Below are 25,789 nucleotides of genomic sequence, written 5' to 3' on the forward strand. Positions count from 1 at the left end.
AAAGGGCCGGCCTCCCGGGTGGGAGGCCGGCCCTTCGCCGGTGGTGCGGGCGGCTACTCGGCCTTGATGGCGGCGAGCATGTTCAGGCGGGCCGCGCTGCGGGCCGGCCACAGCGAGGCGAGGACGCCGACCAGACCGGCCAGGAGCAGGAAGACGCCGATCCGCTCCCAGGGCAGCACCAGGGCGTAGCCCGGCAGGCTGCTCTTGAACGTCTCGCCGATCGCCCAGCCGAGGAACGCGCCGAGGCCGATGCCGACGATCGCGCCGAACACCGAGATGACCACGGCCTCCAGACGGACCATCCGCTTCACCCGGCGCCGGTCGAGACCGATCGCGCGGAGCATGCCGATCTCCTGCTGGCGCTCGAAGACGGACATCGCGAGGGTGTTGACGACGCCGAGGACGGCGATCACCAGGGCCATGCCGAGCAGGCCGTAGACGATGTTCAGGAGCATGTTGATCGGGCCGCCGAAGGCGTCACGGATGTCCTTGTGGTTCATCACGGTGATGCCGGGGTTGTCGCCCATGGCCTTCGACAGCGCCTTGGCGTTGGCGTCGGAGGCGCCGCCGTCCATCGCGACGAAGATCTGCGGGGTGTAGGCCTGCGGGTCGTGGGCCCCGATCACCTCGTGGTCGATCAGGACGGGGGAGACGAACTCGCTCTCCTCGTAGATCGCGCCGACGGTCAGCTTCCCCTTGACCTTGTCCGTGTACTCGACCGGGACCGTGTCGCCGACCTTCAGGCCGCGCTTCTCGGCGGTCTTGTCCGCGACCGCGATGTGCCCCTGCTTCAGGGAGGACAGCGAGCCGTTCACGACGTGGAGGTTGAGGACCTTCTCGATGTCGCCGGGCGTGACGCCGGAGGCGGAGACGAACGAGCCCTTGATGTCCAGGGCGCCGGCCTGCTGCGGGGAGACGGCCGTGACGCCGGGGGCCTTCGCGAGGGCGGCGAGCGCCTCCTGGCTCAGGCTGTCGCCGCTGGCCATGGTGACCATGTAGTCGGCCTTGATCTGGTCGACGGTCATCTTGTCGATGGCGGTGCCGACGGTCGCGCCGAGCACCGAGAGGCCGGTGACCAGGGTCAGGCCGATGGCGAGCGCGGAGGCGGTGGCGCCGGTGCGGCGCGGGTTGCGGACCGCGTTCAGTCCGGCGAGCTTGCCGGAGATCCCGAACAGGCCGACGAAGAGCGGGCGGATCAGGGCGATCACGGGCCGCGACAGCATCGGGATCAGCACGATCACGCCGATGAGGGTGACGAACGCGCCGCCCGCGATGAGCATGCGGCCGTCGTCGCCGCCCTTGCCCGCGCCGAGCACGATCAGGACGGCGCCGAGCGCGGTGAACGCGGCACCGATGGAGTTCCGCACGACGAGCGACTTGGTGCTCGCGGTGGCGTGCACGCTGTTCATGGCGGCGACCGGCGGGATCTTCGCGGCGCGGCGGCCGGGCAGCCAGGCGGCGAGCATGGTGATCAGGACGCCGACGGCGAACGCGGAGACGACGGGGGCGGCGCCGATGACCAGGCCGCCGGCCGGGATCTTCAGGTCGAAGGCGTTCATGGCCGACCGGAGCGCGACCGCGAGGCCGACGCCCAGGACGAGGCCGACGGCCGCGGCGACCAGACCGACCAGACCGGCCTCGGCGAGGACGGAGCGGGTGATCTGCTTGCGCGAGGCGCCGACCGCCCGCATCAGGGCCAGTTCCTTGGTGCGCTGGGCGACCAGCATCGTGAAGGTGTTGGCGATCAGGAAGACGCCGACGAAGAGCGCGATGCCCGCGAAGCCCAGGAGCACCTGGTTGAGCGCGCCGAGCCCGGCCTCGATGTCCTCGGCCTGCCGGTCGGCGAGGGCCTGGCCGGTCTGGGCGGTGGCGGCCTTCGGGACCACCTTCAGGACCTCGTCGAGCAGCTTGTCCGCCTGCGCGCCGGGGGCGGCCGTGACGGTCAGTTCCTGGAAGTACCCGGGCTTCAGGTAGAGCTTCTGGGCCACGGAGGTGTCGAAGAGGACCAGGCTGCCGCCGGCGTTGACGGCGCCGTCCTCGGTGGTGAAGACGCCGGAGAGGACGTACTCCTTGACCGGGCCGTTGGTGGCCACGCGGACGGTGTCGCCGACCTTGTAGCCGCCCTTGTCGGCGGAGGCCCTGTCGAGCGCGATCTCGCCGTCGCGGGTCGGCCCGCCGCCCGTGGCGAAGGCGTACGCGCGGTCCTTGCCGTCCTTGCCGGGGGCGAAGTTGGTGCCCTTGTTGGACCAGCCGACGCCGATCAGCTTGCCGTTCTTGTCGGGCACGCCCGCGAAGCCGCCGACGCGCGGGGCGACGGAGGCGACCCCGTCGAGCCCGGCGACCCGGTCGACGTCCTTCTGGGAGAGGCCGGGGGCCTGCCGGGCCTGTTCGGGGTCCGGGTGCATCTCGACGGCGACGGCGACGTCGTCGTAGCTCTTCGCCGACTGGTTGCGGAAGGCCTGGGAGAGGGTGTCGGTGAAGACGAGGGTGCCGGAGACGAAGGCCACGCCGAGCATCACGGCGAGGACGGTCATCAGCAGTCTCGCCTTGTGCGCGAGCACGTTGCGCAGGGCGGTACGGAGCATGGGGTGTCCTGAACGGAGGGTGGGACGGACGGAGGTCGGGGGCGCGGGGCGCGCTACGGGGCCGCTTCTCGCGGCGTCAGCTCGTACGGCCCTTGGCGTCGAAGGCCTTCATGCGGTCGAGCACGCCGTCCGCCGTCGGGTTCAGCATCTCGTCGACGATCCGGCCGTCCGCGAGGAAGATCACGCGGTCCGCGTAGGAGGCGGCGACGGGGTCGTGGGTGACCATGACGACGGTCTGGCCCAGCTCCCGGACCGAGTTGCGCAGGAAGCCGAGGACCTCGGCGCCCGAGCGGGAGTCCAGGTTTCCGGTGGGCTCGTCGCCGAAGATGATCTCGGGGCGGGAGGCGAGCGCGCGGGCCACGGCCACGCGCTGCTGCTGGCCGCCGGAGAGCTCGGTGGGGCGGTGGGTGAGCCGGCCGGAGAGGCCGAGCATGTCGATGACCTGCTGGACCCACTGCTTGTCGGCCTTGCGGCCCGCGATGTCCATCGGCAGCGTGATGTTCTCCATGGCCGTCAGCGTCGGCAGCAGGTTGAAGGCCTGGAAGATGAAGCCGATCTTGTCCCGGCGGAGCTGGGTGAGGTGCTTGTCCTTCAGGGTGGACAGCTCGGTCTCGCCGATCCGCACCGAGCCGGAGGAGAAGGAGTCCAGGCCGGCGACGCAGTGCATGAGCGTCGACTTGCCGGATCCGGAGGGGCCCATGATGGCGGTGAACTCGCCCTGCCGGAAGTCCACGGTGACGTGGTCGAGCGCGACCACCTGGGTCTCGCCCTGTCCGTAGACCTTCGTGAGATCCGTGGCGCGGGCGGCCACCGCGGTGGCGCGGGACACGGTGGGGGAGGTGGTCACGAGGAGGACTCCTGTCACTGCGGGGCTGTTTCGGGAACCCCTCCATCGTGTCGAGCGTTCCGCCCCGGAGCGTCCGCCCACGTGCCCGTTCCCGGGGCAGTCTGGAGTCGGACCGGAGCCCCGCTTCCTCCTCCTGAGGTATGACCGGGCCCCTGAGAGGCGCCGGACCGGGGGCCCCGGACCGAGGTGACACAAATCCGACGACTTTTCGTCATTCCAAGGGGTGCCGGTTTGCGCCTGCGACCCCTGTCACAGTTCGGCGAAAAGGCCCCCACCTGCACTGACGCACCCTCAGACCTCAATAAAATAAGACAACATCAGGGGCGATGTTCGGCTGAACGAGGGAAGCGCCCCGATAGGCTCATGTGCCAACGCGGAGCATCGCGACGCCCGGATGGTGGAATGCAGACACGGCGAGCTTAAACCTCGCTGGCCTTCGGGCCGTACCGGTTCGAGTCCGGTTCCGGGCACCACCGACGACAGTGCCGCCGACCGGTGGGGGCGTCCGTTCTCCGCCGGTTCCTCCGGCTCCTCCGGGAGGTCGGGAGCGTGCCCCCGGTGCCCCGCCCGTACGGAGCGGATCCCTCCGCTCCCGCGCACGTCCGCAGGTCCGTCCGGCCGCCCGCAGCGCCCCGGGAGGCCGTCGAGCACCCCTGTTACCCTGAGGGACCCCTCCGCCTCCTGTTAGGTTCTCATGCCGTCATGAATATCCTGAACCTTTCGGCAGTGCCCTCTCAGCGGCGCGCACCGGAAGGGGGCGGCGCGGCACCCGCGGGGAATGCGCCGAAACCGGCGGAGCGGTATTCGAAGAAGCCTGCTCTTCTTCTTTCCGGTGTTTTCTTCCTGGTCTATCTGGCCCTGTCCGCCCGGCGTCACGCGATACACCTGACGACCGGATACGACCTGGGCATCTTCACCCAGATAGCGAAGTCCTATTCGGAGTTCACGGCTCCGTACGCCCCTCTCAAGGGAACCGGATACAACGCGCTCGGGGACCATTTCCACCCGATCCTCGCGGTTCTCGGGCCCCTCTACAAGGTGTTCCCGTCGAGCTATACGCTCCTGGTGTGCCAGGCGGCCCTGATCGCGGTCTCCGTCATTCCGATCACGCTGTGGGCCCTCGACGTCAGGGGGCCGAAATTCGCCTACTGGATCGGAATCTCCTACGGGGCCTCCTGGGGCATCGCGGAACTCGTCCAGTTCGACTTCCACGAAGTCGCCTTCGCGGTGCCGCTCCTCGCGTTCTCCGTGTGCGCCGCCGGCCGCGAGAAGTGGCGCGCGGCCGTCCTCTGGGCGATCCCCCTGGCCCTGGTCAAGGAGGACCTCGGGCTCACGGTGGCGGCGATCGGCGCGTACGTCGCGTGGAAGGGGCCCCGGCGCGCGGGGATCCTGCTGGCCCTCTTCGGCGCGGTGGCGACGGCCCTCGCGATGTTCGTCGTCCTGCCGTCCGTCAATCCGCTCGGCGAGTTCGCCTACTGGCCGCCCGCGGAACCGCAGGAGAAGAGCCTCCTGGTGAAGGCCGTGGCGACTTTCTGGCCACCGGTCAAATGGCTCACGCTCCTCATGATCGTGGCCCCCACCGGATTCCTGGCGGTCCGCTCCCCCCTCCTGATCGTGATGCTCCCCACCCTCGGCTGGCGCTTCACCTCGGATTTCCCCAACTACTGGGGAATGGACTTCCACTACAGCGCGGTCCTGATGCCGGTCGCCTTCGCGGCGGCGGTCCACGCCGTCGCCTCGGGGCGGACGATCACCCGCAGGCTCCTGCACGCCGGGGTGATCGGAGCGGTGGCCACCGGCGTCACCTTCTTCACCTCCCCGTTCCACGAACTCGTGCTGCCGCGGACGTGGACCGCGTCCGAGCACGTGCGCGTGACCGACGAAATCCTCGGGAAGATCCCCGACGGCGCCACGGTGGCCGCGTCCAATCGCCTCGCGGCCCAGCTCGCGTACCGGACCACCGTCAGCGAGGTGTGCCTCTTCCCGCGTTCCTTCGAGCCGAAGGAACGGCCCCGCTGGATGGTCTACGACAACGCCGATCCGTCCGATCCGGAATGCGCGACCGGGAAGTCCCTGGAATCCGGCGCCCCGCACGTCCCCGGCTACCGGCTCGTCGAGCGCCGGAGCGGGATCTCCCTGCTCGAACGGGTCGACGAGCGGGCCGGCGAACGGGTCGGCGAACGGGCCGGCGCCCCCGGCGAGCGGCCCTGAGGACAGGGGTCCCGGCGGAGGGGGCGTACACCCCGCGACTCCGGGGAGGAAGAGCGGGAAGATGAGGGAAAGATCCTCCCCGAGCACTAGGGAGTTTCTTTTGCCTACGCATTACCCTTGACGCAAGGCCGCGCCGTGCGGTCTGCCATGGAGGAGTGAGATGAGGAGCAGCAACCCGGTCTTCTCGCGACGGGGGTTCAGCCGCGACAACGGCTACGCGGGCTTCAACGCGCAGCAGCCGCAGGCCGGGGGCCCCGCCGTCGGAACCAACCCGTACGCCACCGGCAACCCGTACGCCGAGGGCGCGACGAACCCGTACGCGACCAACCCGTACGCCCCGCAGGACACGCAGCTCGGCGCCCCGCAGCAGGCCCGCGGCAACGTGATGACGATCGACGACGTCGTGAGCCGCACGGCCATGACGCTCGGCACGGTCGTGCTCACCGCCGTCCTGTCCTGGCTGCTGCTGCCGGTCGACCCGGCGAACCTGGGCAAGTCCTACGGCATCGCCATCGGCGCCGCCCTGGTCGCCCTCGTCCTGTCGCTCGTGCAGTCCTTCAAGCGCAAGCCGTCGCCCGCGCTGATCCTGAGCTACGCCGCCTTCGAGGGCGTCTTCCTCGGAGTGATCTCGGCCGCCGTCTCGACGTACATCGCCGACGGCGTCGTCATCCAGGCGGTCCTGGGCACCATGGCGGTCTTCGCCGGCGTGCTCATCGCCTACAAGATGGGCTGGATCCGGGTCAACCGGCGCTTCTACGGCTTCGTGATGGCCGCCGCGATGGGCTTCATGCTCCTCATGGTGACCAACCTGCTGTTCGCGGTCTTCGCCGGCGGCGACGGCCTGGGCTTCCGCAGCGGCGGCCTCGGCATCCTGTTCGGCGTCATCGGCATCATCCTGGGCGCCTGCTTCCTCGCCCTCGACTTCAAGCAGGTCGAGGACGGCGTGACCTACGGCGCGCCGCGCGAGGAGGCCTGGCTGGCCGCCTTCGGTCTCACCATGACCCTGGTGTGGATCTACCTGGAGATGCTGCGTCTGCTGTCGATCCTCCAGGGCGACGACTGACGCACGGCCCCCTGACTCGGGGGGAAGGGCCCGTCCGGCTTCGCGCCGGGCGGGCCCTTCCGCGTTCCCGGATGCCGCTGGCACGGGGTCCCGGACGGCGCGTAGGGTCGCGGGGTGCTTGATACGAGTGACCTGACCGCCGCCGTGGAGCGGTTCGCCGACCGGCTGCGCGCCGCCCCGCAGAGCCGCCTCCAGCGGGGCGCGGCGGCCGAGGGGCTCGCCCTCGCCCGGGAGCTCGCGGTGCGCGCGCAGCGCGCCGAGGACCCGGACCGGGAGCCCCGGACCATGCCGGACGCCGGGGTCTTCGCGGTGGCCGACCAGCTCGCGGTGGCCGGGAGCGACCTGGCCGAGGCACTGCGAACGGCCCCGGCCGGCCCCCGCGAGGGGGAGCTGGACGAGGCCGTGGGGCTCGTACGGGAGGCGGCGGCGCGCTCGGGGCTGTAGCGGCCCGCCGGGGCCGCGTGCGGCCCTACAGGGAGGCGATCACGCGGTCCGCGAGGATGTAGACGTTCTCCTCGTCCGTGTCGCCGTACGAGAAGGTCAGGGCGAAGGCGCCGGAGACGCCCGAGCCGCCGAGCAGCACCGGGGTGCGGCCCGTGCGCAGGGCCTCCGCGAGGCGCTCCGCGGTCTCGCGGTGCCCGGGGGTCATACAGAGCGTGGTGCCGTCCGCGAAGACGTAGACGTCCAGGGTGCCCAGCGGGCCCGGGCGGACGTCGGTCAGGGCCGTGCGCGTGTCGGCCAGCTCCTCCAGGCGCGCCACCGTCCGCTCGTGGTCGGTGACGACCGGGGTCTGCACCGGCACGAAGTCCGGGTGCGAGGGGTGCCGGCGCCGGGCCGCGGCCAGCTCCGGGGAGTCCTCGGGGAACTCGTCCAGCGGCTCCGCCGCGCCGTCGAGCGCCGCGGCCTCGGCCTCCATGGCCTCCAGGGCCATCGCCTCCAGGCCCACGAAGTCGGTCTGGCGCGGCACGAAGAAGGAACCGTCCTCGGCCGGGCCGCCGAGGCCGCCGAGCAGGGACGGGGCGTCGGCCGCGTCCCGCGCCTCCTGCGCCGCCCAGAAGGCCCGCGCCTCGGCGAGCTCGCGCTCGCGCTCCTCGGCCAGCGCCTCCGCGACCGCGGCCCGTATCTCGGCGGCGGGCGTGGCACGGGCCGCGGGAACCGTCACGCCGTGCCCGGCGGCCAGCTCGCGCCGCAGGGCGGTGACCTGCTTGCGGAGACCGTGGACGGCGTGCAGGGCGGCAGCGACCACGGCCGTGGCGGCGGCCGTGGTCAGCAGCAGGGCAAGAGGCATGGCGCTCACTGACGTACTCCCGATTCCGAGTCGATCCCCCGACTTCCTACCTCAGCTTGTCGTGAGGCGGGGGCCGCTGTCAGTGCATTACGTCACGAATTGGACAGGTATTTCTGCCAGGCGTTTAGTACCGAAACCGCTCTGACCTGGGAAAACGAACTCCCCCGGGATGTAGGTCACATCCTGGGGGAGATTCGGTCACGGCTGGGACGCGACGTGGTTAGCCGCCGTCCACGAGGAGAGCGGTGCTCAGCTCAGCCGCTCGATCACCATCGCCATGCCCTGGCCGCCGCCGACGCACATCGTCTCCAGGCCGAACTGCTTGTCGTGGAACTGGAGGCCGTTGATCAGGGTGCCGGTGATGCGGGCGCCGGTCATGCCGAAGGGGTGGCCGACGGCGATGGCGCCGCCGTTGACGTTCACCTTGTCCAGGTCCAGGCCCAGCTCCTGGTAGGAGGGGATGACCTGGGCGGCGAAGGCCTCGTTGATCTCCGCCAGGTCGATGTCGCCGATGGTGAGGCCGGCGCGCTTCAGGGCCTGCTTCGACGCCTCGACCGGGCCGAGGCCCATGATCTCGGGGGAGAGGCCGGAGACGCCGGTGGAGACGATCCGGGCCAGCGGGGTCAGGCCGAGCTCGCGGGCCTTCGTGTCCGACATGATCACGAGCGCGGCGGCGCCGTCGTTGAGCGGGCAGCAGTTGCCGGCGGTGACCAGGCCGTCGGGGCGGAAGACCGGCTTGAGGCCCTGCACGCCCTCCAGGGTGACGCCCGCGCGCGGGCCGTCGTCCGCCGAGACGACCGTGCCGTCCGGCAGCGTCACCGGGGTGATCTCGCGCTCCCAGAAGCCGTTCTTGATGGCCTGCTCGGCGAGGTTCTGCGACCGCACGCCGAACTCGTCCATCTCCTGGCGGCCGATGCCCTTCCAGCGGGCCAGGTTCTCCGCGGTCTGGCCCATCGCGATGTACGCGTCGGGGACGACGCCGTCCTCGCGCGGGTCGTGCCAGGTGGAGCCCTCGGAGGCGGCGACCTCGGCGGTGCGGGCCTCGGCCTCGGCGAAGAACGGGTTGTGCGTGTCGGGCAGGGAGTCCGAGTTGCCCTTGGTGAAGCGGGAGACCATCTCGACGCCGGCCGAGATGAAGACGTCGCCCTCGCCCGCCTTGATCGCGTGCAGCGCCATCCGGGAGGTCTGGAGCGAGGAGGAGCAGTAACGGGTGATCGTGCAGCCCGGCAGGTGGTCCATGCCCATCTGCACGGCCACGATCCGGCCCAGGTTGTTGCCCTGCTCGCCGCCGGGCAGACCACAGCCCAGCATCAGGTCGTCGATGTCGCGCGGGTCCAGCTCGGGCACCTTCGCCAGGGCGGCCTGGACGATGGTCGCGGTGAGGTCGTCCGGGCGCAGGTCCTTCAGGGAGCCCTTGAAGGCCCGGCCGATGGGGGAACGGGCGGTCGAGACGATCACGGCTTCGGGCATCACGGCTCCATGAGGGTGCGGAGTGGGCGGACTGAAAAGGAAGTTACCCGTACGTACCGCACGGGTCACCGGGACGGGCGTGTGATGCGGACCTCTTTTCTAAGCGGGCGCTCAGGAAGCGGGGCGGTTCGCCGGGGCACGCCTGCCGGTGGGCGGTTCGCCGGGCCCTGCTTTCCGTGGGTGCTCCGTCGGGACCCGGCTCCCGGCGGGCGCTCCGCCGGGCCGGTGCCGACCGGAGCCCCGGCTCCCGCCGGGCGTTCAGTTGGCCGGAGTCTCCGTCGAGGGGACGGCGTCCGCCGGTGCCTCCAGTGTCCCTCCGGCCTCTTCCGGACCCTCCGTCGCTCCCGCCGCCCCGGCGGCCTCCGCCGCGACCGGCAGCCGCCGCCTGCGGCGGTGCTTGAGCAGGGCCCACGGCGCCCGGGCGCCCGTGACCTCGGTGCCCGCCTCCCGTACCGCTTCGGCCGCCGCCTTCGCCACCGGCAGCATGTTCTCCCGGCGCGCCGGCTCCAGCCGGTCGGCCTCCGGCCACGCGCCGAGCACCGCGCAGACCGTCGGCAGCACGGCCATCGCCGCCGTCGCGTACCCCTCGGCCGACGGGTGGAAGCTGTCCACCCCGAACATCTCGCGCGGGTTCGCCGCGAACTCCGGGCCCAGCAGGTCGCCGAGCGACACCGTCCGCCCGCCCTGCTCCACCACCACGATCGTCTGCGCCGCCGCCAGCTGCCGCGACGCCCGGCGGGCCAGCCAGCGCAGCGGCTGGTAGACCGGCTCGATCGTGCCCAGATCAGGGCAGGTGCCGACGACCACCTCCGACCCGGCCGTCCGCAGCCGCCGCACCGCCGCCGCCAGGAGCCGCACCGACTCCGTCGCCGGCATCCGGTGCGTCACGTCGTTCGCCCCGATCATGATCACGCACACGTCCGGCGGCCCCAGGGGCTGCGCGAGCAGCAGCGACACCTGCCGCTCCAGGTCGTCCGAGCGCGCCCCCGACAGGGCCACGTTCCGCAGCAGCACCGGCCGCTCCGACACCGCCGCGAGCCCCGAGGCGAGCAGCGCGCCCGGCGTCTGGCCGGTGCGGCGCACGCCCTGGCCCGCCGCCGTGGAATCACCCAGAAGGGCCAGTCGCAGCGGGTCCTCCGTCCCGAACGCCCGCCCGTACAGCCCGTCCGCCGCGGGCGGCAGCGGAGCCGCCCCGCCCCCGACGGTCCGCTTCGCGAAGTGCGCCTCGGCGAGGAGGACCCCCACCGTCGCGACCCCGAGGAGTCCGATGCTCCCGCCGCCGTACGCCGCACCCGCCGCGATCCGCCGCGCCACCCTCGCCCTCGACATGGGGCCGTCACCTCCTTCAAGCCGTTCACGGTGTAACTGCCCCGTAACCCGCTCCGACTACGCATACGCTGGCCACACCATTACGGAGACCCCGGAGATTACGGTGCAATTCCACGACTCGATGATCAGCCTCGTCGGCAACACCCCGCTGGTGAAGCTCAACAACGTCACAGCGGGCATCCAGGCGACCGTCCTGGCCAAGGTCGAGTACTTCAACCCCGGCGGTTCGGTCAAGGACCGGATCGCCCTGCGGATGATCGAGGCGGCCGAGCGCAGCGGCGAGCTGAAGCCCGGCGGCACCATCGTCGAGCCCACGTCCGGCAACACCGGCGTCGGCCTGGCGATCGTGGCCCAGCAGAAGGGCTACAAGTGCATCTTCGTCTGCCCCGACAAGGTGTCGCTCGACAAGATCAACGTGCTGCGGGCGTACGGCGCCGAGGTCGTCGTCTGCCCCACCGCCGTCGACCCGGAGCACCCGGACTCGTACTACAACGTCTCCGACCGGCTCGTCCGCGAGACGCCGAACGCCTGGAAGCCCGACCAGTACTCCAACCCGAACAACCCGCGCTCGCACTACGAGACCACCGGTCCCGAGCTGTGGGAGCAGACGGACGGGAAGATCACCCACTTCGTCGCGGGCGTCGGCACCGGCGGCACCATCTCCGGCACCGGCAACTACCTCAAGGAGGCCAGCGGCGGCGCCGTCAAGGTCATCGGCGCCGACCCGGAGGGCTCCGTCTACTCGGGCGGCTCGGGCCGTCCGTACCTGGTCGAGGGCGTCGGCGAGGACTTCTGGCCCAGCGCGTACGACCGGAAGGTCGCCGACGGGATCGTGGCCGTGTCCGACAAGGACTCCTTCCAGATGACCCGCCGCCTCGCCAAGGAGGAGGGCCTCCTCGTCGGCGGCTCCTGCGGCATGGCCGTGGTCGCGGCCCTGGAGGTCGCCCGCGGCCTCGGCCCCGACGACGTCGTGGTCGTGCTGCTCCCGGACTCCGGCCGCGGCTACATGTCCAAGATCTTCAGCGACGAGTGGATGGCCGACTACGGCTTCCTGGAGCACACCTCCTCCGCCACCGTCGCGGACGTCCTGCGCCACAAGGAGGGCGGCCTGCCCTCCCTCGTCCACATGCACCCGGACGAGACCGTCGGCCAGGCCATCGAGGTGCTGCGCGAGTACGGCGTCTCCCAGATGCCCATCGTGAAGCCGGGCGCCGGCCACCCCGACGTCATGGCCGCCGAGGTCGTCGGCTCGGTCGTCGAGCGCGAGCTGCTCGACGCCCTCTTCACCAAGAAGGCGTCCCTGGAGGACCCCCTGGAGCGCCACATGAGCGCGCCGCTGCCGCAGGTCGGCTCCGGCGAGCCCGTGGCCGACCTGATGGCCGTCCTGGGCGAGGCCGCCGACGCGGCGACCGTCCTGGTCGAGGGCAAGCCGACCGGTGTCGTCAGCCGCCAGGACCTGCTGGCCTTCCTGGCGGGCGGCGGCGCGAAGTAGCCCCGGGGGCGGCTGGACGGCCCTGCGGGGCGGGCCCGGGAACGGGCGGTCGGCGCCGCGGGGCGGGCCCGGGCGCGGGGCTCGCGGGCGAGTTCGCGCAACTGGTACGAGCGCGACACGTCCGCGCAGCACCCGCTTAACACGCGTCCGGCAGATTGTTCCTCGTCGGCGTCACGGACTTCCGGAGCGGCTCCCGGGCCTCCAGAGACGCCACGGACGCGGACCGGCCCTGACCCGGGCCCGTGTCCCTCGCGGGGACCGCCGTCGTCCCGCCCCCCGGCAACGGGGGTGCGGCGGTCCCCGCGCCAAGCCTCACGGAAGGGCCCCTCGCAGTGGCGGGGGGCCCTTCGGCCGTTCTCTTCCCGGTCTCTTTCCGGTCTCTTTCCAGGACCGCCCGTGGCGGATCGTGCATATCCTTATGCAGAGTGACGCGCGAGTGAATAGGTGAAAGGGGAGGGCGACGTGAGCGACAGCCCGGCCGGCCGGCTCCAGGCCCTCTTCGAGGGGCACCGGCTGACGCCGACCCAGCGGCGGATCGCGCACTGCATGGTGCGGCGCGCCGGAGACGTGCCGTTCCTGTCCAGCGTGGAACTGGCCGAACTCGCCGGGGTCAGCCAGCCCTCCGTCACCCGCTTCGCCGTCGCCCTCGGCTTCGACGGCTACCCGGCGCTCCGCCGCCACCTGCGGGAGGTCGCGCCCCCGGAGACCGGTGCGGGCGAGGGAGGGGACGGTGGCGAGGCGTTCAACGAGTACCAGCAGGCCGTGCTCGCCGAGATCGGGAACCTCCGGCACCTCGCCGGGCTGCTCGCGGACCCCGGGCCCGTCGAGCGGGCCGGCCGCCTCCTCGCCGCCTCCCGCCCGCTGCCCGTGCTCGGGCTGCGGGCCGCCTCCTCGCAGGCGCGCGGCTTCGCCTACTTCGCCGCCAAGGTGCACCCGGACGTGCGGCTCCTCGACGAGGGCGGCTCGATGCTCACGGACCGCGTCGACGCGGCCGTACGGGCCGGAGCCACGGCCCTGCTCTGCTTCGCGCTGCCCCGGCACCCGCGCGAGGTCGTCGAGGCCCTGGAGTACGCGCGGGCGGCCGGCCTTGCGGTCGTGACCGTCGCCGACTCGGCGTTCGCGCCCGTCGCCGCCCACAGCGACCTGCTGATCCCGGCCGCCGTCGGCACCGGGCTCGCCTTCGACACCGCCTGCGCCCCCATGATGCTCGGCCGGGTCCTCCTGGAGGCGATGGCCGACGAACTCCCCGACGCGCAGGCGCGCCTGGAGGAGTTCGACGCGAAGGCGGCGGCGCGGGGCCTGTTCGTCGAGTAGGCGACGGGCGGCCTCCCGGCCGTCAGACGTCCAGTTCGGCCTCGATCTTCTTCAGCTGGTGGCGGGCCATCGCCAGGTTCGCCCGGTCCTTGTGCAGGGCCAGGTAGAGGAAGAGGCCGTTGGTGTTGCGCCCCTTGAGCAGCCGGATCAGGTGGTAGTGGGTGCCGAGGGTGATGAGGATGTCCTCGATCTCGTCGTTGAGCCCCAGCATCTCCATCGCCCGGACCTTGGCCCGGACGACGTCGGTGTTGCCGGCGGCGGCCACGTTCAGGTCGAGCTCCTTGCCGCCGCCGATCGTGCCGAGCGCCATGCCGCTGGTGTAGTCGACGAGGGCAGCGCCGATCGCGCCGTCGATGGAGGCCGCTTCCTTGAGGGAGGTCTCGGTGTTCGCCATGGTGTCGTACTTCTTCCTTCTGGGGTGACGTGCTTCTCGGGTGACGGCCTCTCGGGCCGTGGGTCTCCGGGGTGACGGGCTTCCCGCGGGTTTCCGGGACTGCCGGGGCTACGGGCTCCTCGGGTGGCGGACCTCGCGGACCGGGGGCCTCCCCGGCAGCGGAGGACTCCCGGGGTGCGGGGGCTTGCCGGGATACGGGGGCGGGAGCTGCCCGAGCCGGGTCGGCGGCTCCCTGCGCTCGAGGGCTCCGTCGACCAGCTCGCCTATCCGGGCGCTGGACCTGCGGGCCTCCAGATGGAGCCGCCCCACGTTGATCCGGGGCTCCGCGAGCAGCGTCAGGACGGCCGAGCCGCCCGCCGCGTACGTCGCCACGTAGCCGCTCTCGCCGCGTACGAGCAGTTCGCGGAAGCGGCCCTGGCCGGTGGAGTCGGTGAGGCGCTGGCCGACGCCCAGCGCCGCCGCGGTCAGCGCGGCCACGCTCTCGGCCTCGCCGTCCACGGTGTCGTGGGCCAGGACGAGTCCGTCGGCGCTGGCCGCCAGGGCTCCGGTGAGCTGGGGCAGCCGCGCCCGCAGTCGTCTCAGCTCGCCGAGGACCTCGGCTTCTGCCGTCATGAGCTGTCTCCTCTCGGCGCGCATGCGCAGGGCACGCCTCATCACAGGTGTGCCTCCAGGGCGTCACGGAGCCGGCGCAGCAGGGCGATGTCGGGATCGGGCACCGGCGGGACGGGTAAGAGGGCCGGTGCCGGTGGCACGGGGTCGGGTTCGGGGGCGAGCGGGGTCTCGACGAGTCCGGCGGCGGCCAGCCTCCGTACGTCGAGGAGCGTGTGGAAGGCGGGGCGGCCGAGCAGCCGGGCCAGCTCGGCCGGGTTCCGCTCGCCGTCGGCCGCCGCGAGCAGGGCGCGCTGCCGGGCCCCCACGGTCTGGCCGGGGGCGGCGGGGCGGGGGACGACCGGGGCGGTGTCCACGGCGGGGTACGGCCAGACGGCGTCGAGGAGTTCGCGGCGGCGCACGGTCTCGCGCTCGACGGCCTCGGCCGAGACCGGCCGCACCGTGCCGAACCAGTGCCCCACCCCGTACCGGAAGCGGGTCGGGCCGCTGGTGGGGGAGAGGGCGAAGAAGGCGGCGTCGAAGACGGCGCCGAGGTGGCATATCTCCAGCTCCCCGTCCTGGAGCCGCCCGCTGTCGACGAGGAAGCGGCCCACCGCGCGGTGGGCCCCGGCCCGGTCGACGGCCTCGTCCCAGTTCTCCCGGGGCAGCCGGCCGCCGGTGGTGAGGAGGACGTCGACGCCGGGGGCGGCGGGGCTCTCGGCGTGCACGACCCGGCCGTCCACGAGGTAGAGCGTGCCGTGGTCGCGCAGCAGGGCGCCGGTGGCCTTCTCGGCGGCGAGCCGGACCAGCATCGGGGAGACGGGGGTGGCGACCGCGCTCATCCGAGGACCAGCTTCTCGGCTATGTCGCGGAGCCTCATGCGGGCCAGGGCGAGGTTGCCGGTGTCGCGGTCGAGCCAGAGGTGGAGGAAGACGCTGCTGTCGAAGGAGGTCTCGACGAAGCGGAGGACGTGGTAGCCGGCCCGGGTGGTGACGATCAGGTCCTCGACGGGAGGCCCTCCGCCGCCTCCGGCCCCGTCCGCCCCTCCGGAGTCGTCGTCCGTCGCCAGGAAGGTGTCGAACTCGGCCGCCGAGCGGGCCAGTTCGGCGGTCTCGGCGGCCGTGGTCTCGTGGTCCCCGACGGGTGAGTCGCCCGCCGTTCCCAGCGCGAGCCCGCTGGTCCAGTCGACCAGGGAGGCGCCCCGAGCACCCGGTAGGGTCATGGCCTCCGTCAGGCACTCGTCGATTCCGGGCACGCGGATTCCCCTCCCGATGCGGCGTGCGAACGTGCGGCAGTAACGGTGACGCTACTGAACGTTCCGGTCCGTGGGAGGTGTTCTGGCATTTTCCATCGGAACATGCCCGGGTCTGACGGAAATTGATCCCTTGTCCTCGGCGGGCGGATGTGGTGGGCCCGTCAGATCCGGGTCTCCACGGCGTTCGCGACGTCCGACAGGTCCTTCGCGAGCGCTCTGGCGACGGCCCTCGCCCCGAGGCGGGCGAACGCCCGGCCGAGGAGGCCGGGGGCGCGCCCGTGCGCGGGCCGGACGGAGAAGGACATCCGCAGGACGGTGGACCCGGTCCCGTCGGGGGCGAGCCCGGTCCCGTCGGGGACGAGGGTGAGCTCGGAGACGTAGTGCATGCCGTGGGAGTCGGCGACCGTGACGTACCGGTCGGGCGGCTCGCACGCGGTCACGGTCATCTCCTCCGTGGCCTCCCGGCCCAGCATCCGCCGGGTCTCGCGCCAGCGGGTGCCCACGCCGAAGCCGCCCGGGGTGAGCACCTCCACCTTCCGGACGCCGGTCAGGACGCGGGGCAGGCCGGGGAGGTCGGTGATCGCCTCCCAGACCCGCCCGGGGGAGGCGGCGACCCGGCGCTCGACGACGACGGAGGTGGTGCCCGTACCCGTTCCGGTCATGTCTTCACCACTCATGTCCTCATGGAAGCCGGGGCGTGGGGCCGGCGCTACCGGACTGTCGGCCCTCTTTCTGTTCGACCCCTCCGCCCGGCCGGTTCGGCCGGTTCATCGGGTTCGACCGCCTCGACCGCCTCGACCTGCTCGGCCGGCATGCGCACCAGCGCGTCCGCCAGGTCCCCGCCCGCCTCGGCGACGATCTCCTCGGAGGTCTGGGGCCTCCGCACGGGCGTGAACGCCACCGTCCCGTCGCCGGCCACGGCGAAGCCGTGGATCCCCGGCCGGGGCAGGCTGTTGTACGCGTAGTGGTGGGCGAAGTAGTACGCGCCGGTGTCCGGCACCGCCACCACGTCCCCCGGCCGCAGCAGCGGCAGCTCGCGGCCCGTGGCGATCAGGTCCCCGGCGAAGCAGGCGGGGCCCGCCACGTCCTGGACGGCGGTCTCCCCGGTGCGGGGCCGGCCCTCGGAGTCGTACGCGAGGACGCGCAGCGGCCAGGAGTCGGGCGCGTAGACCGTACGGGTGGCGAGCTGCACGCCCGCGTGGGTGACGGCGATCGGGCGGCCGCCGGAGGTCTTGGTGTACTCCACCCGGGCGAGGACCGTGCCGTGTTTGGCCAGAAGTGAGCGCCCGAACTCGGTGACGAGGCGGTAGCGGCCGTCGAAGAGACCGGGGACGGTGTCGGCGAGCAGCCGGGCGTACTCCGCGTACGTCGGCGTCTCCTCGTCGGAGGCGAAGTTCACCGGGAGGCCGCCGCCGATGTCGAGGGTGTCGACCTGCCGCCGGCCGGTGGCCCGGTTGATCTCCTCGGCGAGCGCGTACGCCTCCCCGACGCCCTGCGCCATCAGGGCGAGCGGAACGCCCTGGGAGCCGGTGTGGGTGTGCAGCCGGGTGAGCCAGGGGCGGTCCAGGTAGGCCTGGACGACGGTCTTGCGGGCGCCCTCGTCGCGGAGCGCCACGCCGAACTTGGAGGTGGCGGTCGCGGTGGAGAGCGCACCGATGGAACCGGCTCCGACCTGCGGGTTCACCCGGAGTCCGAGGGGCGAGGCGGTGGGTCCGGAGGCGACGAGGGCGTCGAGCCGGTCCAGCTCCTGGAGGTTGTCGGCGTTGACCGCGATCCCGAGCGCGAGGGCCAGGCGCAGTTCGTCCGGGGTCTTGGCGGGGGAGTCGAGCACGGTGCGCTCCGGCGGGACCCCGGCGGCGCGGGCGAGGGCCAGCTCGCCGGGGCTCGCCACCTCGGCCCCGATCCCGGCCTCGTGCAGCAGGCGCAGGACGGGGACGAGCGGGGCTGCCTTCACGGCGAAGGCGTGCAGTACGGGCGCGTCGGTGACGGCGGCGAAGGCGCCGGTCAGGGCGGCTGCGGAGGCGCGGATGCCGGCGGTGTCGAGGAGGGCGACGACCGGTTCGGCGGGGGAGAGGAGTCCTTGGTCGACGGAGGCGCGGACGGCGAGATCGCGACGGGAGGAGGCCATGGGCCCCATCGTCGTCGATCCGGTGGAGGAACGGGAGGGCGTCGTGTCGCCCCGCCCCTTCCGCCCGGCCCTGTTGACTACAACTATTCATCACGCCAGGATGTGAATATCTGAACGACATTCGAGGAGGCACCGCCATGTCAGGACCCCGCCCCGTACGGGCCCCGCGCGGTACGGAACTGAGCGCCCTGGGATGGCAGCAGGAGGCCGCCCTCCGGATGCTCCAGAACAACCTGGACCCCGAGGTCGCCGAGCACCCCGACAAGCTCGTCGTCTACGGCGGCACCGGCAAGGCCGCCCGCGACTGGCGCTCCTTCGACGCGATGGTCCGCACCCTGCGCACCCTCAAGCAGGACGAGACGATGCTCGTCCAGTCCGGCCGCCCGGTCGGCGTCATGCAGACCCACGAGTGGGCCCCGCGCGTCCTCATCGCCAACTCCAACCTGGTCGGCGACTGGGCGAACTGGGAGGAGTTCCGGCGCCTGGAGCAGCTCGGCCTCACCATGTACGGCCAGATGACGGCCGGCTCCTGGATCTACATCGGCACCCAGGGCATCCTCCAGGGCACGTACGAGACCTTCGCCGCCGTCGCCGCGAAGAAGTTCGGCGGCACCCTGGCCGGGACCATCACCCTGACCGCCGGACTCGGCGGCATGGGCGGCGCCCAGCCGCTCGCCGTGACGATGAACGACGGCGTCGCGATCTGCATCGACGTCGACCCGCGCGCCATCGAGCGCCGCATCGAGCACCGCTACCTGGACGTGAAGGCCGACTCCCCGGAGCACGCCCTCGCGCTCGCCACCGAGGCCCGCGACGCCCGCCGCCCGCTCTCCATCGGCCTCCTCGGCAACGCCGCCGAGCTGCTGCCCCGGATGCTGGCCGAGGGCGCCCCGATCGACATCGTGACGGACCAGACCTCCGCCCACGACCCGCTCTCCTACCTCCCCGTCGGCGTCGCCTTCGAGGACATGGCCGACGCGGCGGCGAAGGACCCGGCCGGGTTCACGACCCGGGCCCGCGAGTCGATGGCCCGGCACGTCGAGGCCATGGTCGGCTTCATGGACGCGGGCGCCGAGGTCTTCGACTACGGCAACTCGATCCGGGGCGAGGCCCGGCTCGCCGGCTACGACCGCGCCTTCGCCTTCCCGGGCTTCGTCCCGGCGTACATCCGCCCGCTGTTCTGCGAGGGCAAGGGCCCGTTCCGCTGGGCCGCGCTCTCCGGCGAGGCCTCGGACATCCACAAGACCGACAAGGCGATCCTCGACCTCTTCCCGGAGAACGAGTCGCTGCACCGCTGGATCAAGATGGCCGGCGAGCGCGTCCACTTCCAGGGCCTGCCCGCCCGCATCTGCTGGCTCGGCCAGGGCGAGCGCGACAAGGCCGGCGCCATGTTCAACGACATGGTCGCCGACGGCACCCTCGCCGCCCCCCTCGCCATCGGCCGCGACCACCTGGACTGCGGCTCGGTCGCCTCCCCGTACCGCGAGACCGAGGCCATGCTCGACGGCTCCGACGCCATCGCGGACTGGCCGCTCCTGAACGCCATGGTCAACGTCGCCTCCGGCGCCTCCTGGGTCTCCCTCCACCACGGCGGCGGCGTCGGCATGGGCCGCTCCATCCACGCGGGCCAGGTCTCGGTGGCCGACGGCACGGCCCTCGCGGGCGAGAAGATCCGCCGCGTGCTGACGAACGACCCGGGCATGGGCGTCATCCGCCACGTCGACGCGGGCTACGACATCGCCGAGCGGGTCGCGGACGAGAAGGGCGTCCGCGTCCCGATGCGCGAGGGTTCCGAGGCCGACCGGGCCGACCGGGGCGACCAGGGCGGCTCCGCGTGAGCGACAGCTTCCACGCCATGTGGCGCTCGCTGCGGCCGATCGGCCGCAGCGACGCCTCCGGCGGCTACCGGCGCTACGCCTGGACCGGCGCCGACGCCGACTGCCGCCTCTGGTTCCGGATGCAGGCCGAGGCCCGCCGCCTGGACGTCGAGACCGACCGCAACGGCAACCAGTGGGCCTGGCTCGGCGACCCGACGGCCGGCGACGCCGTCGTCACCGGCTCCCACCTGGACTCCGTCCCCGACGGCGGCGCCTTCGACGGCCCCCTCGGCGTCGTCTCCTCCTTCGCCGCGCTCGACGAACTGCGCGCCCGGGGCGTCTCGTTCAGGCGCCCCCTCGCCATCGTCAACTTCGGCGACGAGGAGGGCGCCCGCTTCGGCCTCGCCTGCGTCGGCTCCCGCCTCACCGCCGGACGCCTGACGAAGGAGCAGGCGTACGAGCTGCGCGACGGCGACGGGATCAGCCTCCCGCAGGCCATGGAGGCCGCCGGATACGACCCCGAGGCCATCGGCCCCGACCCGGAACGGCTCGCCCGCATCGGCGCCTTCGTCGAACTGCACGTCGAGCAGGGCCGGGCCCTGGACCTGTCCGGCGACGCCGTCGGCATCGCCTCCTCCATCTGGCCGCACGGCCGCTGGCGGTACGACTTCGCGGGCGAGGCCAACCACGCCGGCACCACCCGGCTCGTCGACCGCCGCGACCCGATGCTCACCTACGCCGAGACCGTCCTCGCCGCCCGCCGCGAGGCCGAACTCGCGGGCGCCGTCGCCACCTTCGGCAAGATCGCGGTCGAGCCGAACGGCGTCAACGCCATCCCCTCCCTCGTCCGGGGCTGGCTCGACGCGCGCGCCGCCGACCAGGGCGCCCTGGACGCGGTCGTCACGGGCGTCGAGACGGCGGCCCGCGACTACGCCGACCGGCACGGCATCGACCTCACGGTCGTCCGCGAGTCCTTCACCCCGGTCGTGGACTTCTCGCACGCCCTGCGCGACGAGCTGTCCCGGATCCTGGGCGACTCGGCCGCCGGCACCACGGGCACCTCGGGCAAGGTCCCGGTCCTCGGCACGGGCGCGGGCCACGACGCGGGTATTTTGTCCGAATCGATCCCGACCGCCATGCTGTTCGTGCGCAACCCCACGGGCGTCTCGCACTCCCCGGCCGAGTTCGCGGCCGAGGACGACTGCCTGGCCGGGGTCCGCGCACTCGCCGACGTACTGGAGGAGCTGGCGTGCCGCTGACGACCGCGTACTGGCTGGAGCACGCCTGGATCGACCCCGCCGTCGAGCCGGGCGTCGCCCTGGAGGTGACGGACGGCCGGATCGCCTCGGTCCGGACGGGGGTGGAGACCCCGCCCCCGGGCGCGGAGGTCCTGCGCGGCCTGACGGTCCCGGGCCTGGCCAACGCCCACTCGCACGCCTTCCACCGCGCCCTGCGCGGCACGGTCCAGGTCGGCTCCGGCACGTTCTGGACCTGGCGCGACACCATGTACAAGATCGCCCAGCGACTCACCCCCGACAGCTACTTCGCCCTCGCCCGCGCCGTGTACGCGGAGATGGCGCTCGCCGGCATCACCTCCGTCGGCGAGTTCCACTACCTCCACCACGCCCCCGGCGGCGCCCCGTACGCCGACCCCAACGCCATGGGCGAGGCCCTGATCGCGGCCGCCGCCGAGGCGGGCGTCCGCATCACCCTCCTCGACACCGCCTACCTTTCCTCCGGCTTCGGCGCCGCCCCCGAACACCACCAGCTCCGCTTCACCGACGGCACGGCGGACGCCTGGGCCGAGCGGGCCTCGGCGCTCAAGGAGCGGGACGGCGTACGGATCGGGGCGGCGATCCACTCCGTACGGGCCGTCCCGGCGGACCAGCTGGCCACGGTGGCCGACTGGGCCCGGCGCCGGGAGGCGCCCCTCCACGTCCACCTCTCGGAGCAGACGGCCGAGAACGACGCCTGCCTGGCGGCCCACGGCCTCACCCCCACGCAGCTCCTCTCCGAACACGGCGTGCTCGGCCCCCGGACGACGGGCGTCCACAACACCCACCTCACCCCCGGCGACATCACCCTCCTCGGCTCGTCCTCCACCGGCACCTGCATGTGCCCGACGACCGAACGCGACCTCGCGGACGGCATCGGCCCGGCGGTGGACCTCCAGCGCGCCGGCTCCCCCCTCTCCCTGGGCAGCGACAGCCACGCGGTCGTCGACATCCTCGAAGAGGCGCGGGCGATGGAGCTGAACGAGCGCCTGCGCACCCACATCCGGGGCCACTGGACCGCCGCGTCCCTGCTCCGCGCGGCGACGGCGGACGGCCACGCGGCCCTCGGCTGGCAGGAGGCGGGCGAGCTGACGCCGGGCGCCCTCGCCGACTTCACGACGATCGCCCTGGACTCCGTCAGGACAGCGGGACCGGCACCGCGTCTGGCAGCCGAGACGGCGGTATTCGCAGCGTCGGCAGCGGATGTGCGTCACACGGTCGTGGGCGGCCGTCACGTCGTACGGGACGGGGTCCACTCATCCGTACCGGACGTGCCCCGGGCCCTCGCCGACTCGATCGCCGCCCTGCGCGGCTGAAGGAGACACCCCTCACCATGAACACCGGCCCCGAGGCGAGGAACAGCGCGGCGGCGACCTCCGCCCCCACGAGCGCGAACAGCGCCGTGGCGACGCACGCCACCGCCATCGTCAACATCGCGAGCCTGGTCACCAATGATCCCTCCCTCGGATGGGGGTCCCCCCGCTCGACCAAGTTCGAGAGTGGGGGAGGAAGTCCTCTGGGTCTGATCCAGGACGCGGCCGTCGTCATCGAAGGCGACCGCGTCGTCTGGGTCGGTGAATCCAGCAAAGCACCGACCACTGACAACCGGGTCGACGCGGGCGGCCGGGCCGTGATCCCCGGCTTCGTCGACTCCCACTCGCACCTGGTCTTCGCGGGCGACCGCACGGCCGAGTTCAACGCCCGCATGTCGGGGCAGCCGTACGAGGCGGGCGGCATCCGCACGACGGTGGCGGCGACCCGCGCGGCGAGCGACGAGGCCCTGTCGGCGAACGTCGCCCACTACCTGCGCGAGGCCCTCGCCCAGGGCACGACGACCTTCGAGACGAAGTCCGGCTACGGCCTGACGGTCGAGGACGAGGCCCGCGCCCTGCGCATCGCCGCCGAGCACACCGACGAGGTCACGTACCTCGGTGCGCACATCGTCCCCCCGGAGCACGCCGACGACCCGGCGGCCTACGTCGACCTGGTCACCGGCCCGATGCTGGACGCCTGTGCCCCGTACGCCCGCTGGGTGGACGTCTTCTGCGAGAAGGGCGCCTTCGACGGCGACCAGGCCCGCGCGATCCTGACGGCGGGCAAGGCGAAGGGCCTCCACCCCCGGGTCCACGCCAACCAGCTCTCGTACGGCCCCGGCGTCCAGCTGGCGGTGGAACTGGACGCGGCGAGCGCGGACCACTGCACGCACCTGACGGACGCGGACGTGGACGCGCTGGCCTCGGGCAACACGGTCGCCACGCTCCTCCCGGGGGCGGAGTTCTCCACCCGCGCCGAGTGGCCGAACGCCCGCCGCCTCCTGGACGCGGGCGTCACGGTGGCCCTCTCCACGGACTGCAACCCGGGCTCCTCCTTCACCTCCTCCGTCCCCTTCTGCATCGCCCTGGCGGTCCGGGACATGCGCATGACCCCCGACGAGGCCCTCTGGTCCGCCACGGCCGGCGGCGCGGCGGCCCTCCGCCGCACGGACGTCGGCCGCCTCACCCCCGGCACCCGAGCCGACCTCACCCTCCTGAACGCCCCGTCCCACGTCCACCTGGCCTACCGCCCGGGCGTACCGCTGGTGTCGGAGGTGTGGCGGAGGGGGGTGCGGGTGGTCTGAGGGGACGGGCCCGGACCGACCCGGCGGGCCGGGCTCCCGGCACGGTCCCGCGCAATGCGGTGGCGGGCGTCCGCCCGGGCGTGTGACCGTTCCCGCCATGGGCAATTCGAGGGCGTACGCGGTCTTCCGGACCACCGACGCGGCGACGGCGTACGCGCGGGCCGAGCGTCTGTGCGGGCTGCTGGAGAAGCGGGACGACGAGGTCGGGCTCTTCGCCGAGTTGGAGACGGTCGCGGAGCTCCGGGGCATGGCGGAGGTCCTGCCCGGGGCGGTGTACGAGTACGTGAACCGGCGCACCGGGCCGGACGGCGGGTTCGTCCGGTTCGACCTGGACGTCGCGGCGGCGGACGACGCCACGCTGGAGCAGCACCTTCCGCTGGGCCTCCTGGAGGACGCGCCGACGGGGAGCGTGGAGGACCGTTTCGTCGGGGTCCTCGGCCGGGGCATGGCCGCCGTCGCCTGGCACGGCCTGTGGCCGGACGACCCGGAGTCGGACCAGTACCCGTCGGCGAACCACGACGGGGTCCAGGTCGTGTTCCACGGCGAGCAGGCCCAGTGGGACCGGTGGAGCGAGTACCACACCGTCTTCGTCCACGTGAGCAAGTTCGGCGACCCGTCCCGGGCCCGGAAGCTCGCCGCGCACATCGGCGGCGAGGTGCCGGACGAGCCGCAGCTCGGCTGGTGACGGCGCGGCGCCTCAGCCGCCCGCCACGCCGGGCGGCTCGTCCAGCAACAACTGCAACAGCCCCACCAGGGTCGCGCCGCTCACGATCTCGCGGCGGGCGATCATGCCCCGGACGTCCGCGAGGGGGATCCACTCGATCCGGTCCGACTCGTTGAGCTCGGTCGGCGGGCCCTCGTGCACGGCGCCGGCGGCCCGGAAGACGTGGTGCCGGGCGTCGGTGATGCCGTTGGCGGGCTCCGAGTAGATCAGCGGGGTCAGGGGGCCCGGGCGCCAGCCCGTCTCCTCCAGGACCTCGCGGGCCGCCGCCTCCGCCGGGGTCTCTCCGTCCTCGACCAGTCCCATCGGCAGCTCCCAGGCCCACACGTCGGTGACGAAGCGGTGGCGCCACATCATCAGGACCTCGCGGCGGTCGTTGACGACGGCCGCGACGGCGAGGTCGCGGAGCTTGACCACGTAGTACTCGTCCCGCTGCCCGTCGGGCCGCTCGACGTCGGCGAGCCACAGGTTCACCCAGGGGTACTCGTGGAGCGGACGCTCCCCGTGGACCTTCCAGCGCATGGCGACGGCTCCTCTCAGGCCCGGTGGCCGAGCACGTTGACGACCCGGCCGTCCGGGTCCCGCACGAAGAAGCGCCGCACGCCCCACTCCTCGTCCGTCAGCGGGTGCACGACCTCCGCGCCCGCCGCCCGCACCGCCGCGTACACCGCGTCCACGTCCTCCACCTCCACGCTCAGGTCGGGGGAGACGGGGGCGGCCGGGTCCGCGCCCATCAGGCTGACCTGGACGGCGGGGACGGCCGGCGAGGCCAGGGTCGCGATCCAGCCGTGGTCCATGACCTGCTCGAAGCCGAGGAGACCGTAGAAGTCCCTGTTCTCCTCGGGGGATTCCGTACGGAGGTTGGGGACTGCGCGGCGCACGCTCATCGGGGACTCCTCGGCACGGGAAACGGCGCTCGACGGCGTTCAGCGGAACTCGTGGACCACCTGGATCTCCCCCACGATATGCGCGTTGAACTCCTCCAGCTCCTCCGCCGGCACCCACAGCTCCAGGATCGTCCGCCCGCCCGCCTGCTGGACCGGGTACCTGCCCAGGAACTCCGTGTCGACCTCGAAGCGGGTGACGAAGCCCGCGCCGTCGTGCTTGACGTTCCAGTCGCGGGCGATCCGGATCGCGTAGTCCTCGTTCATCACCGGGTAGAAGATCGGCTGCTCCGGAAGCCGCGGCGGCCAGGCGCGCCAGCCCGACTCCCGGACGAGGTCCAGCTCCACGGGGCCCGTGGGGCGCCAGAGGGTCGTCGTCGGGCGGGGGGTGGTCATGGCGTCGCCTTCTTCCGGGAAAGGGGAGCTCAACGGTAGCGACGGGTCCGTCGCCGTGACCACGGGTTTTTCGGGGCGATGGGCGAGAAGTCCTTTTTTGCGCAAGGGACTTCGCC

Annotated in this window: 24 protein-coding genes and 1 tRNA gene; 11 read left to right on the plus strand and 14 right to left on the minus strand. The window is 72.7% G+C overall.

Annotated features, from left to right (window positions below):
* Positions 1-53: 53 nt before the first annotated feature.
* Both ACWGSR_RS15325 and ACWGSR_RS15330 read right to left on the minus strand, forming a co-directional pair.
* Positions 54-2,585: an ABC transporter permease gene (locus ACWGSR_RS15325; protein WP_453566743.1), complete on the minus strand. Its 2,532-nt coding sequence runs from the start codon at positions 2,583-2,585 to the stop codon at positions 54-56.
* A gap of 76 nt (positions 2,586-2,661) precedes the next feature.
* Positions 2,662-3,432, minus strand: a complete 771-nt coding sequence (locus tag ACWGSR_RS15330; protein WP_125667110.1) for an ABC transporter ATP-binding protein — start codon at positions 3,430-3,432, stop codon at positions 2,662-2,664.
* A 388-nt stretch (positions 3,433-3,820) separates the two neighbouring features.
* On the opposite strand from ACWGSR_RS15330, the gene ACWGSR_RS15335 reads away from it, so the two are divergent.
* The 4 genes from ACWGSR_RS15335 to ACWGSR_RS15350 all read left to right on the plus strand — a co-directional run bounded on the left by ACWGSR_RS15335 (position 3,821) and on the right by ACWGSR_RS15350 (position 7,150).
* A tRNA-Leu gene (locus tag ACWGSR_RS15335) sits at positions 3,821-3,905 on the plus strand.
* Positions 3,906-4,134: 229 nt separating this feature from the next.
* Complete coding sequence (locus ACWGSR_RS15340; RefSeq protein WP_376244859.1) at positions 4,135-5,643, plus strand: DUF2079 domain-containing protein; 1,509 nt, start codon at positions 4,135-4,137, stop codon at positions 5,641-5,643.
* 160 nt (positions 5,644-5,803) lie between these two features.
* Positions 5,804-6,706 (plus strand): Bax inhibitor-1/YccA family protein, encoded by a 903-nt coding sequence (locus ACWGSR_RS15345; RefSeq protein ID WP_453566746.1) that lies wholly within the window; start codon positions 5,804-5,806, stop codon positions 6,704-6,706.
* Positions 6,707-6,820: 114 nt separating this feature from the next.
* The gene (locus ACWGSR_RS15350; RefSeq protein ID WP_376244865.1) at positions 6,821-7,150 is read left to right on the plus strand and encodes a hypothetical protein; all 330 of its coding nucleotides are present in this window, start codon (positions 6,821-6,823) and stop codon (positions 7,148-7,150) included.
* A 25-nt stretch (positions 7,151-7,175) separates the two neighbouring features.
* Here the strand turns inward: ACWGSR_RS15350 and ACWGSR_RS15355 are convergent, their stop codons facing one another.
* From ACWGSR_RS15355 to ACWGSR_RS15365, 3 genes are all read right to left on the minus strand, one after another.
* Positions 7,176-7,994, minus strand: a complete 819-nt coding sequence (locus ACWGSR_RS15355) for a hypothetical protein (protein WP_453566794.1) — start codon at positions 7,992-7,994, stop codon at positions 7,176-7,178.
* Between the two features lie 249 nt (positions 7,995-8,243).
* Positions 8,244-9,464 (minus strand): acetyl-CoA C-acetyltransferase, encoded by a 1,221-nt coding sequence (locus ACWGSR_RS15360; protein ID WP_453566748.1) that lies wholly within the window; start codon positions 9,462-9,464, stop codon positions 8,244-8,246.
* Positions 9,465-9,722: 258 nt separating this feature from the next.
* The gene (locus tag ACWGSR_RS15365) at positions 9,723-10,793 is read right to left on the minus strand and encodes an SGNH/GDSL hydrolase family protein (RefSeq protein WP_453566750.1); all 1,071 of its coding nucleotides are present in this window, start codon (positions 10,791-10,793) and stop codon (positions 9,723-9,725) included.
* Positions 10,794-10,896: 103 nt separating this feature from the next.
* Between ACWGSR_RS15365 and ACWGSR_RS15370 the strand changes: the two genes are divergently transcribed.
* Complete coding sequence (locus ACWGSR_RS15370) at positions 10,897-12,285, plus strand: cystathionine beta-synthase (RefSeq protein ID WP_376244877.1); 1,389 nt, start codon at positions 10,897-10,899, stop codon at positions 12,283-12,285.
* A gap of 462 nt (positions 12,286-12,747) precedes the next feature.
* Complete coding sequence (locus ACWGSR_RS15375; RefSeq protein WP_453566753.1) at positions 12,748-13,599, plus strand: MurR/RpiR family transcriptional regulator; 852 nt, start codon at positions 12,748-12,750, stop codon at positions 13,597-13,599.
* A gap of 22 nt (positions 13,600-13,621) precedes the next feature.
* Here the strand turns inward: ACWGSR_RS15375 and ACWGSR_RS15380 are convergent, their stop codons facing one another.
* The 6 genes from ACWGSR_RS15380 to ACWGSR_RS15405 form a co-directional block, all read right to left on the minus strand.
* A complete protein-coding gene (locus tag ACWGSR_RS15380) occupies positions 13,622-13,993 on the minus strand; it encodes a hypothetical protein (RefSeq protein ID WP_125667118.1) in 372 nt (123 codons plus the stop codon).
* 108 nt (positions 13,994-14,101) lie between these two features.
* Entirely contained in the window at positions 14,102-14,605 is a 504-nt protein-coding gene (locus tag ACWGSR_RS15385) for a roadblock/LC7 domain-containing protein (protein ID WP_376244884.1), read from the minus strand.
* Between the two features lie 41 nt (positions 14,606-14,646).
* On the minus strand, positions 14,647-15,423 hold the full coding sequence (locus tag ACWGSR_RS15390) for a transcriptional regulator (protein ID WP_432088357.1): 777 nt from the start codon (positions 15,421-15,423) through the stop codon (positions 14,647-14,649).
* Positions 15,420-15,836: a hypothetical protein gene (locus ACWGSR_RS15395; protein WP_376244890.1), complete on the minus strand. Its 417-nt coding sequence runs from the start codon at positions 15,834-15,836 to the stop codon at positions 15,420-15,422. The genes ACWGSR_RS15390 and ACWGSR_RS15395 overlap by 4 nt, the downstream gene beginning before the upstream one ends.
* A gap of 161 nt (positions 15,837-15,997) precedes the next feature.
* A complete protein-coding gene (locus tag ACWGSR_RS15400; protein ID WP_453566756.1) occupies positions 15,998-16,513 on the minus strand; it encodes an SRPBCC family protein in 516 nt (171 codons plus the stop codon).
* A gap of 32 nt (positions 16,514-16,545) precedes the next feature.
* A complete protein-coding gene (locus ACWGSR_RS15405) occupies positions 16,546-17,973 on the minus strand; it encodes a diaminopimelate decarboxylase (protein ID WP_453566758.1) in 1,428 nt (475 codons plus the stop codon).
* A 128-nt stretch (positions 17,974-18,101) separates the two neighbouring features.
* Here ACWGSR_RS15405 and hutU point away from each other — a divergent pair, with 128 nt between their 5' ends.
* The 5 genes from hutU to ACWGSR_RS15430 all read left to right on the plus strand — a co-directional run bounded on the left by hutU (position 18,102) and on the right by ACWGSR_RS15430 (position 24,357).
* Entirely contained in the window at positions 18,102-19,802 is a 1,701-nt protein-coding gene (gene hutU, locus ACWGSR_RS15410; RefSeq protein ID WP_376244899.1) for a urocanate hydratase, read from the plus strand.
* Between the two features lie 17 nt (positions 19,803-19,819).
* On the plus strand, positions 19,820-21,040 hold the full coding sequence (locus ACWGSR_RS15415; protein WP_376572646.1) for an allantoate amidohydrolase: 1,221 nt from the start codon (positions 19,820-19,822) through the stop codon (positions 21,038-21,040).
* Positions 21,031-22,371, plus strand: a complete 1,341-nt coding sequence (locus ACWGSR_RS15420; RefSeq protein ID WP_453566760.1) for a formimidoylglutamate deiminase — start codon at positions 21,031-21,033, stop codon at positions 22,369-22,371. The genes ACWGSR_RS15415 and ACWGSR_RS15420 overlap by 10 nt, the downstream gene beginning before the upstream one ends.
* A gap of 17 nt (positions 22,372-22,388) precedes the next feature.
* The gene (hutI, locus tag ACWGSR_RS15425; RefSeq protein WP_453566762.1) at positions 22,389-23,672 is read left to right on the plus strand and encodes an imidazolonepropionase; all 1,284 of its coding nucleotides are present in this window, start codon (positions 22,389-22,391) and stop codon (positions 23,670-23,672) included.
* Positions 23,673-23,769: 97 nt separating this feature from the next.
* On the plus strand, positions 23,770-24,357 hold the full coding sequence (locus ACWGSR_RS15430) for a hypothetical protein (protein ID WP_453566764.1): 588 nt from the start codon (positions 23,770-23,772) through the stop codon (positions 24,355-24,357).
* Between the two features lie 12 nt (positions 24,358-24,369).
* On the opposite strand, the gene ACWGSR_RS15435 is transcribed toward ACWGSR_RS15430, so the two are convergent.
* Genes ACWGSR_RS15435 through ACWGSR_RS15445 form a run of 3 tightly spaced genes read right to left on the minus strand, consistent with a single transcriptional unit; the run spans position 24,370 to position 25,673 of the window.
* Positions 24,370-24,915 (minus strand): NUDIX hydrolase, encoded by a 546-nt coding sequence (locus ACWGSR_RS15435; RefSeq protein ID WP_453566766.1) that lies wholly within the window; start codon positions 24,913-24,915, stop codon positions 24,370-24,372.
* Between the two features lie 14 nt (positions 24,916-24,929).
* Positions 24,930-25,280 (minus strand): VOC family protein, encoded by a 351-nt coding sequence (locus ACWGSR_RS15440; RefSeq protein WP_376245530.1) that lies wholly within the window; start codon positions 25,278-25,280, stop codon positions 24,930-24,932.
* A gap of 39 nt (positions 25,281-25,319) precedes the next feature.
* Positions 25,320-25,673 carry a hypothetical protein gene (locus ACWGSR_RS15445; RefSeq protein ID WP_376245528.1) on the minus strand — a complete coding sequence of 118 codons (354 nt, stop codon included), beginning with the start codon at positions 25,671-25,673 and terminating at the stop codon, positions 25,320-25,322.
* Positions 25,674-25,789: the final 116 nt, after the last annotated feature.

Source organism: Streptomyces sp. NPDC055632 (assembly GCF_053618675.1).

What these genes read in the sequence shown, in the direction of transcription:
- ACWGSR_RS15325 (WP_453566743.1), bottom strand. Translation starts at nt 2,585, where the DNA reads ATGCTCCGTACCGCCCTGCGCAACGTGCTCGCGCACAAGGCGAGACTG.
- ACWGSR_RS15340 (WP_376244859.1), top strand. Translation starts at nt 4,135, where the DNA reads ATGAATATCCTGAACCTTTCGGCAGTGCCCTCTCAGCGGCGCGCACCG.
- ACWGSR_RS15345 (WP_453566746.1), top strand. Translation starts at nt 5,804, where the DNA reads ATGAGGAGCAGCAACCCGGTCTTCTCGCGACGGGGGTTCAGCCGCGAC.
- ACWGSR_RS15355 (WP_453566794.1), bottom strand. Translation starts at nt 7,994, where the DNA reads ATGCCTCTTGCCCTGCTGCTGACCACGGCCGCCGCCACGGCCGTGGTC.
- ACWGSR_RS15360 (WP_453566748.1), bottom strand. Translation starts at nt 9,464, where the DNA reads ATGCCCGAAGCCGTGATCGTCTCGACCGCCCGTTCCCCCATCGGCCGG.
- ACWGSR_RS15365 (WP_453566750.1), bottom strand. Translation starts at nt 10,793, where the DNA reads ATGTCGAGGGCGAGGGTGGCGCGGCGGATCGCGGCGGGTGCGGCGTAC.
- ACWGSR_RS15380 (WP_125667118.1), bottom strand. Translation starts at nt 13,993, where the DNA reads ATGGCGAACACCGAGACCTCCCTCAAGGAAGCGGCCTCCATCGACGGC.
- ACWGSR_RS15385 (WP_376244884.1), bottom strand. Translation starts at nt 14,605, where the DNA reads ATGACGGCAGAAGCCGAGGTCCTCGGCGAGCTGAGACGACTGCGGGCG.
- ACWGSR_RS15390 (WP_432088357.1), bottom strand. Translation starts at nt 15,423, where the DNA reads ATGAGCGCGGTCGCCACCCCCGTCTCCCCGATGCTGGTCCGGCTCGCC.
- ACWGSR_RS15400 (WP_453566756.1), bottom strand. Translation starts at nt 16,513, where the DNA reads ATGAGTGGTGAAGACATGACCGGAACGGGTACGGGCACCACCTCCGTC.
- ACWGSR_RS15405 (WP_453566758.1), bottom strand. Translation starts at nt 17,973, where the DNA reads ATGGGGCCCATGGCCTCCTCCCGTCGCGATCTCGCCGTCCGCGCCTCC.
- hutU (WP_376244899.1), top strand. Translation starts at nt 18,102, where the DNA reads ATGTCAGGACCCCGCCCCGTACGGGCCCCGCGCGGTACGGAACTGAGC.
- ACWGSR_RS15415 (WP_376572646.1), top strand. Translation starts at nt 19,820, where the DNA reads ATGTGGCGCTCGCTGCGGCCGATCGGCCGCAGCGACGCCTCCGGCGGC.
- hutI (WP_453566762.1), top strand. Translation starts at nt 22,389, where the DNA reads ATGAACACCGGCCCCGAGGCGAGGAACAGCGCGGCGGCGACCTCCGCC.
- ACWGSR_RS15430 (WP_453566764.1), top strand. Translation starts at nt 23,770, where the DNA reads ATGGGCAATTCGAGGGCGTACGCGGTCTTCCGGACCACCGACGCGGCG.
- ACWGSR_RS15435 (WP_453566766.1), bottom strand. Translation starts at nt 24,915, where the DNA reads ATGCGCTGGAAGGTCCACGGGGAGCGTCCGCTCCACGAGTACCCCTGG.
- ACWGSR_RS15440 (WP_376245530.1), bottom strand. Translation starts at nt 25,280, where the DNA reads ATGAGCGTGCGCCGCGCAGTCCCCAACCTCCGTACGGAATCCCCCGAG.
- ACWGSR_RS15445 (WP_376245528.1), bottom strand. Translation starts at nt 25,673, where the DNA reads ATGACCACCCCCCGCCCGACGACGACCCTCTGGCGCCCCACGGGCCCC.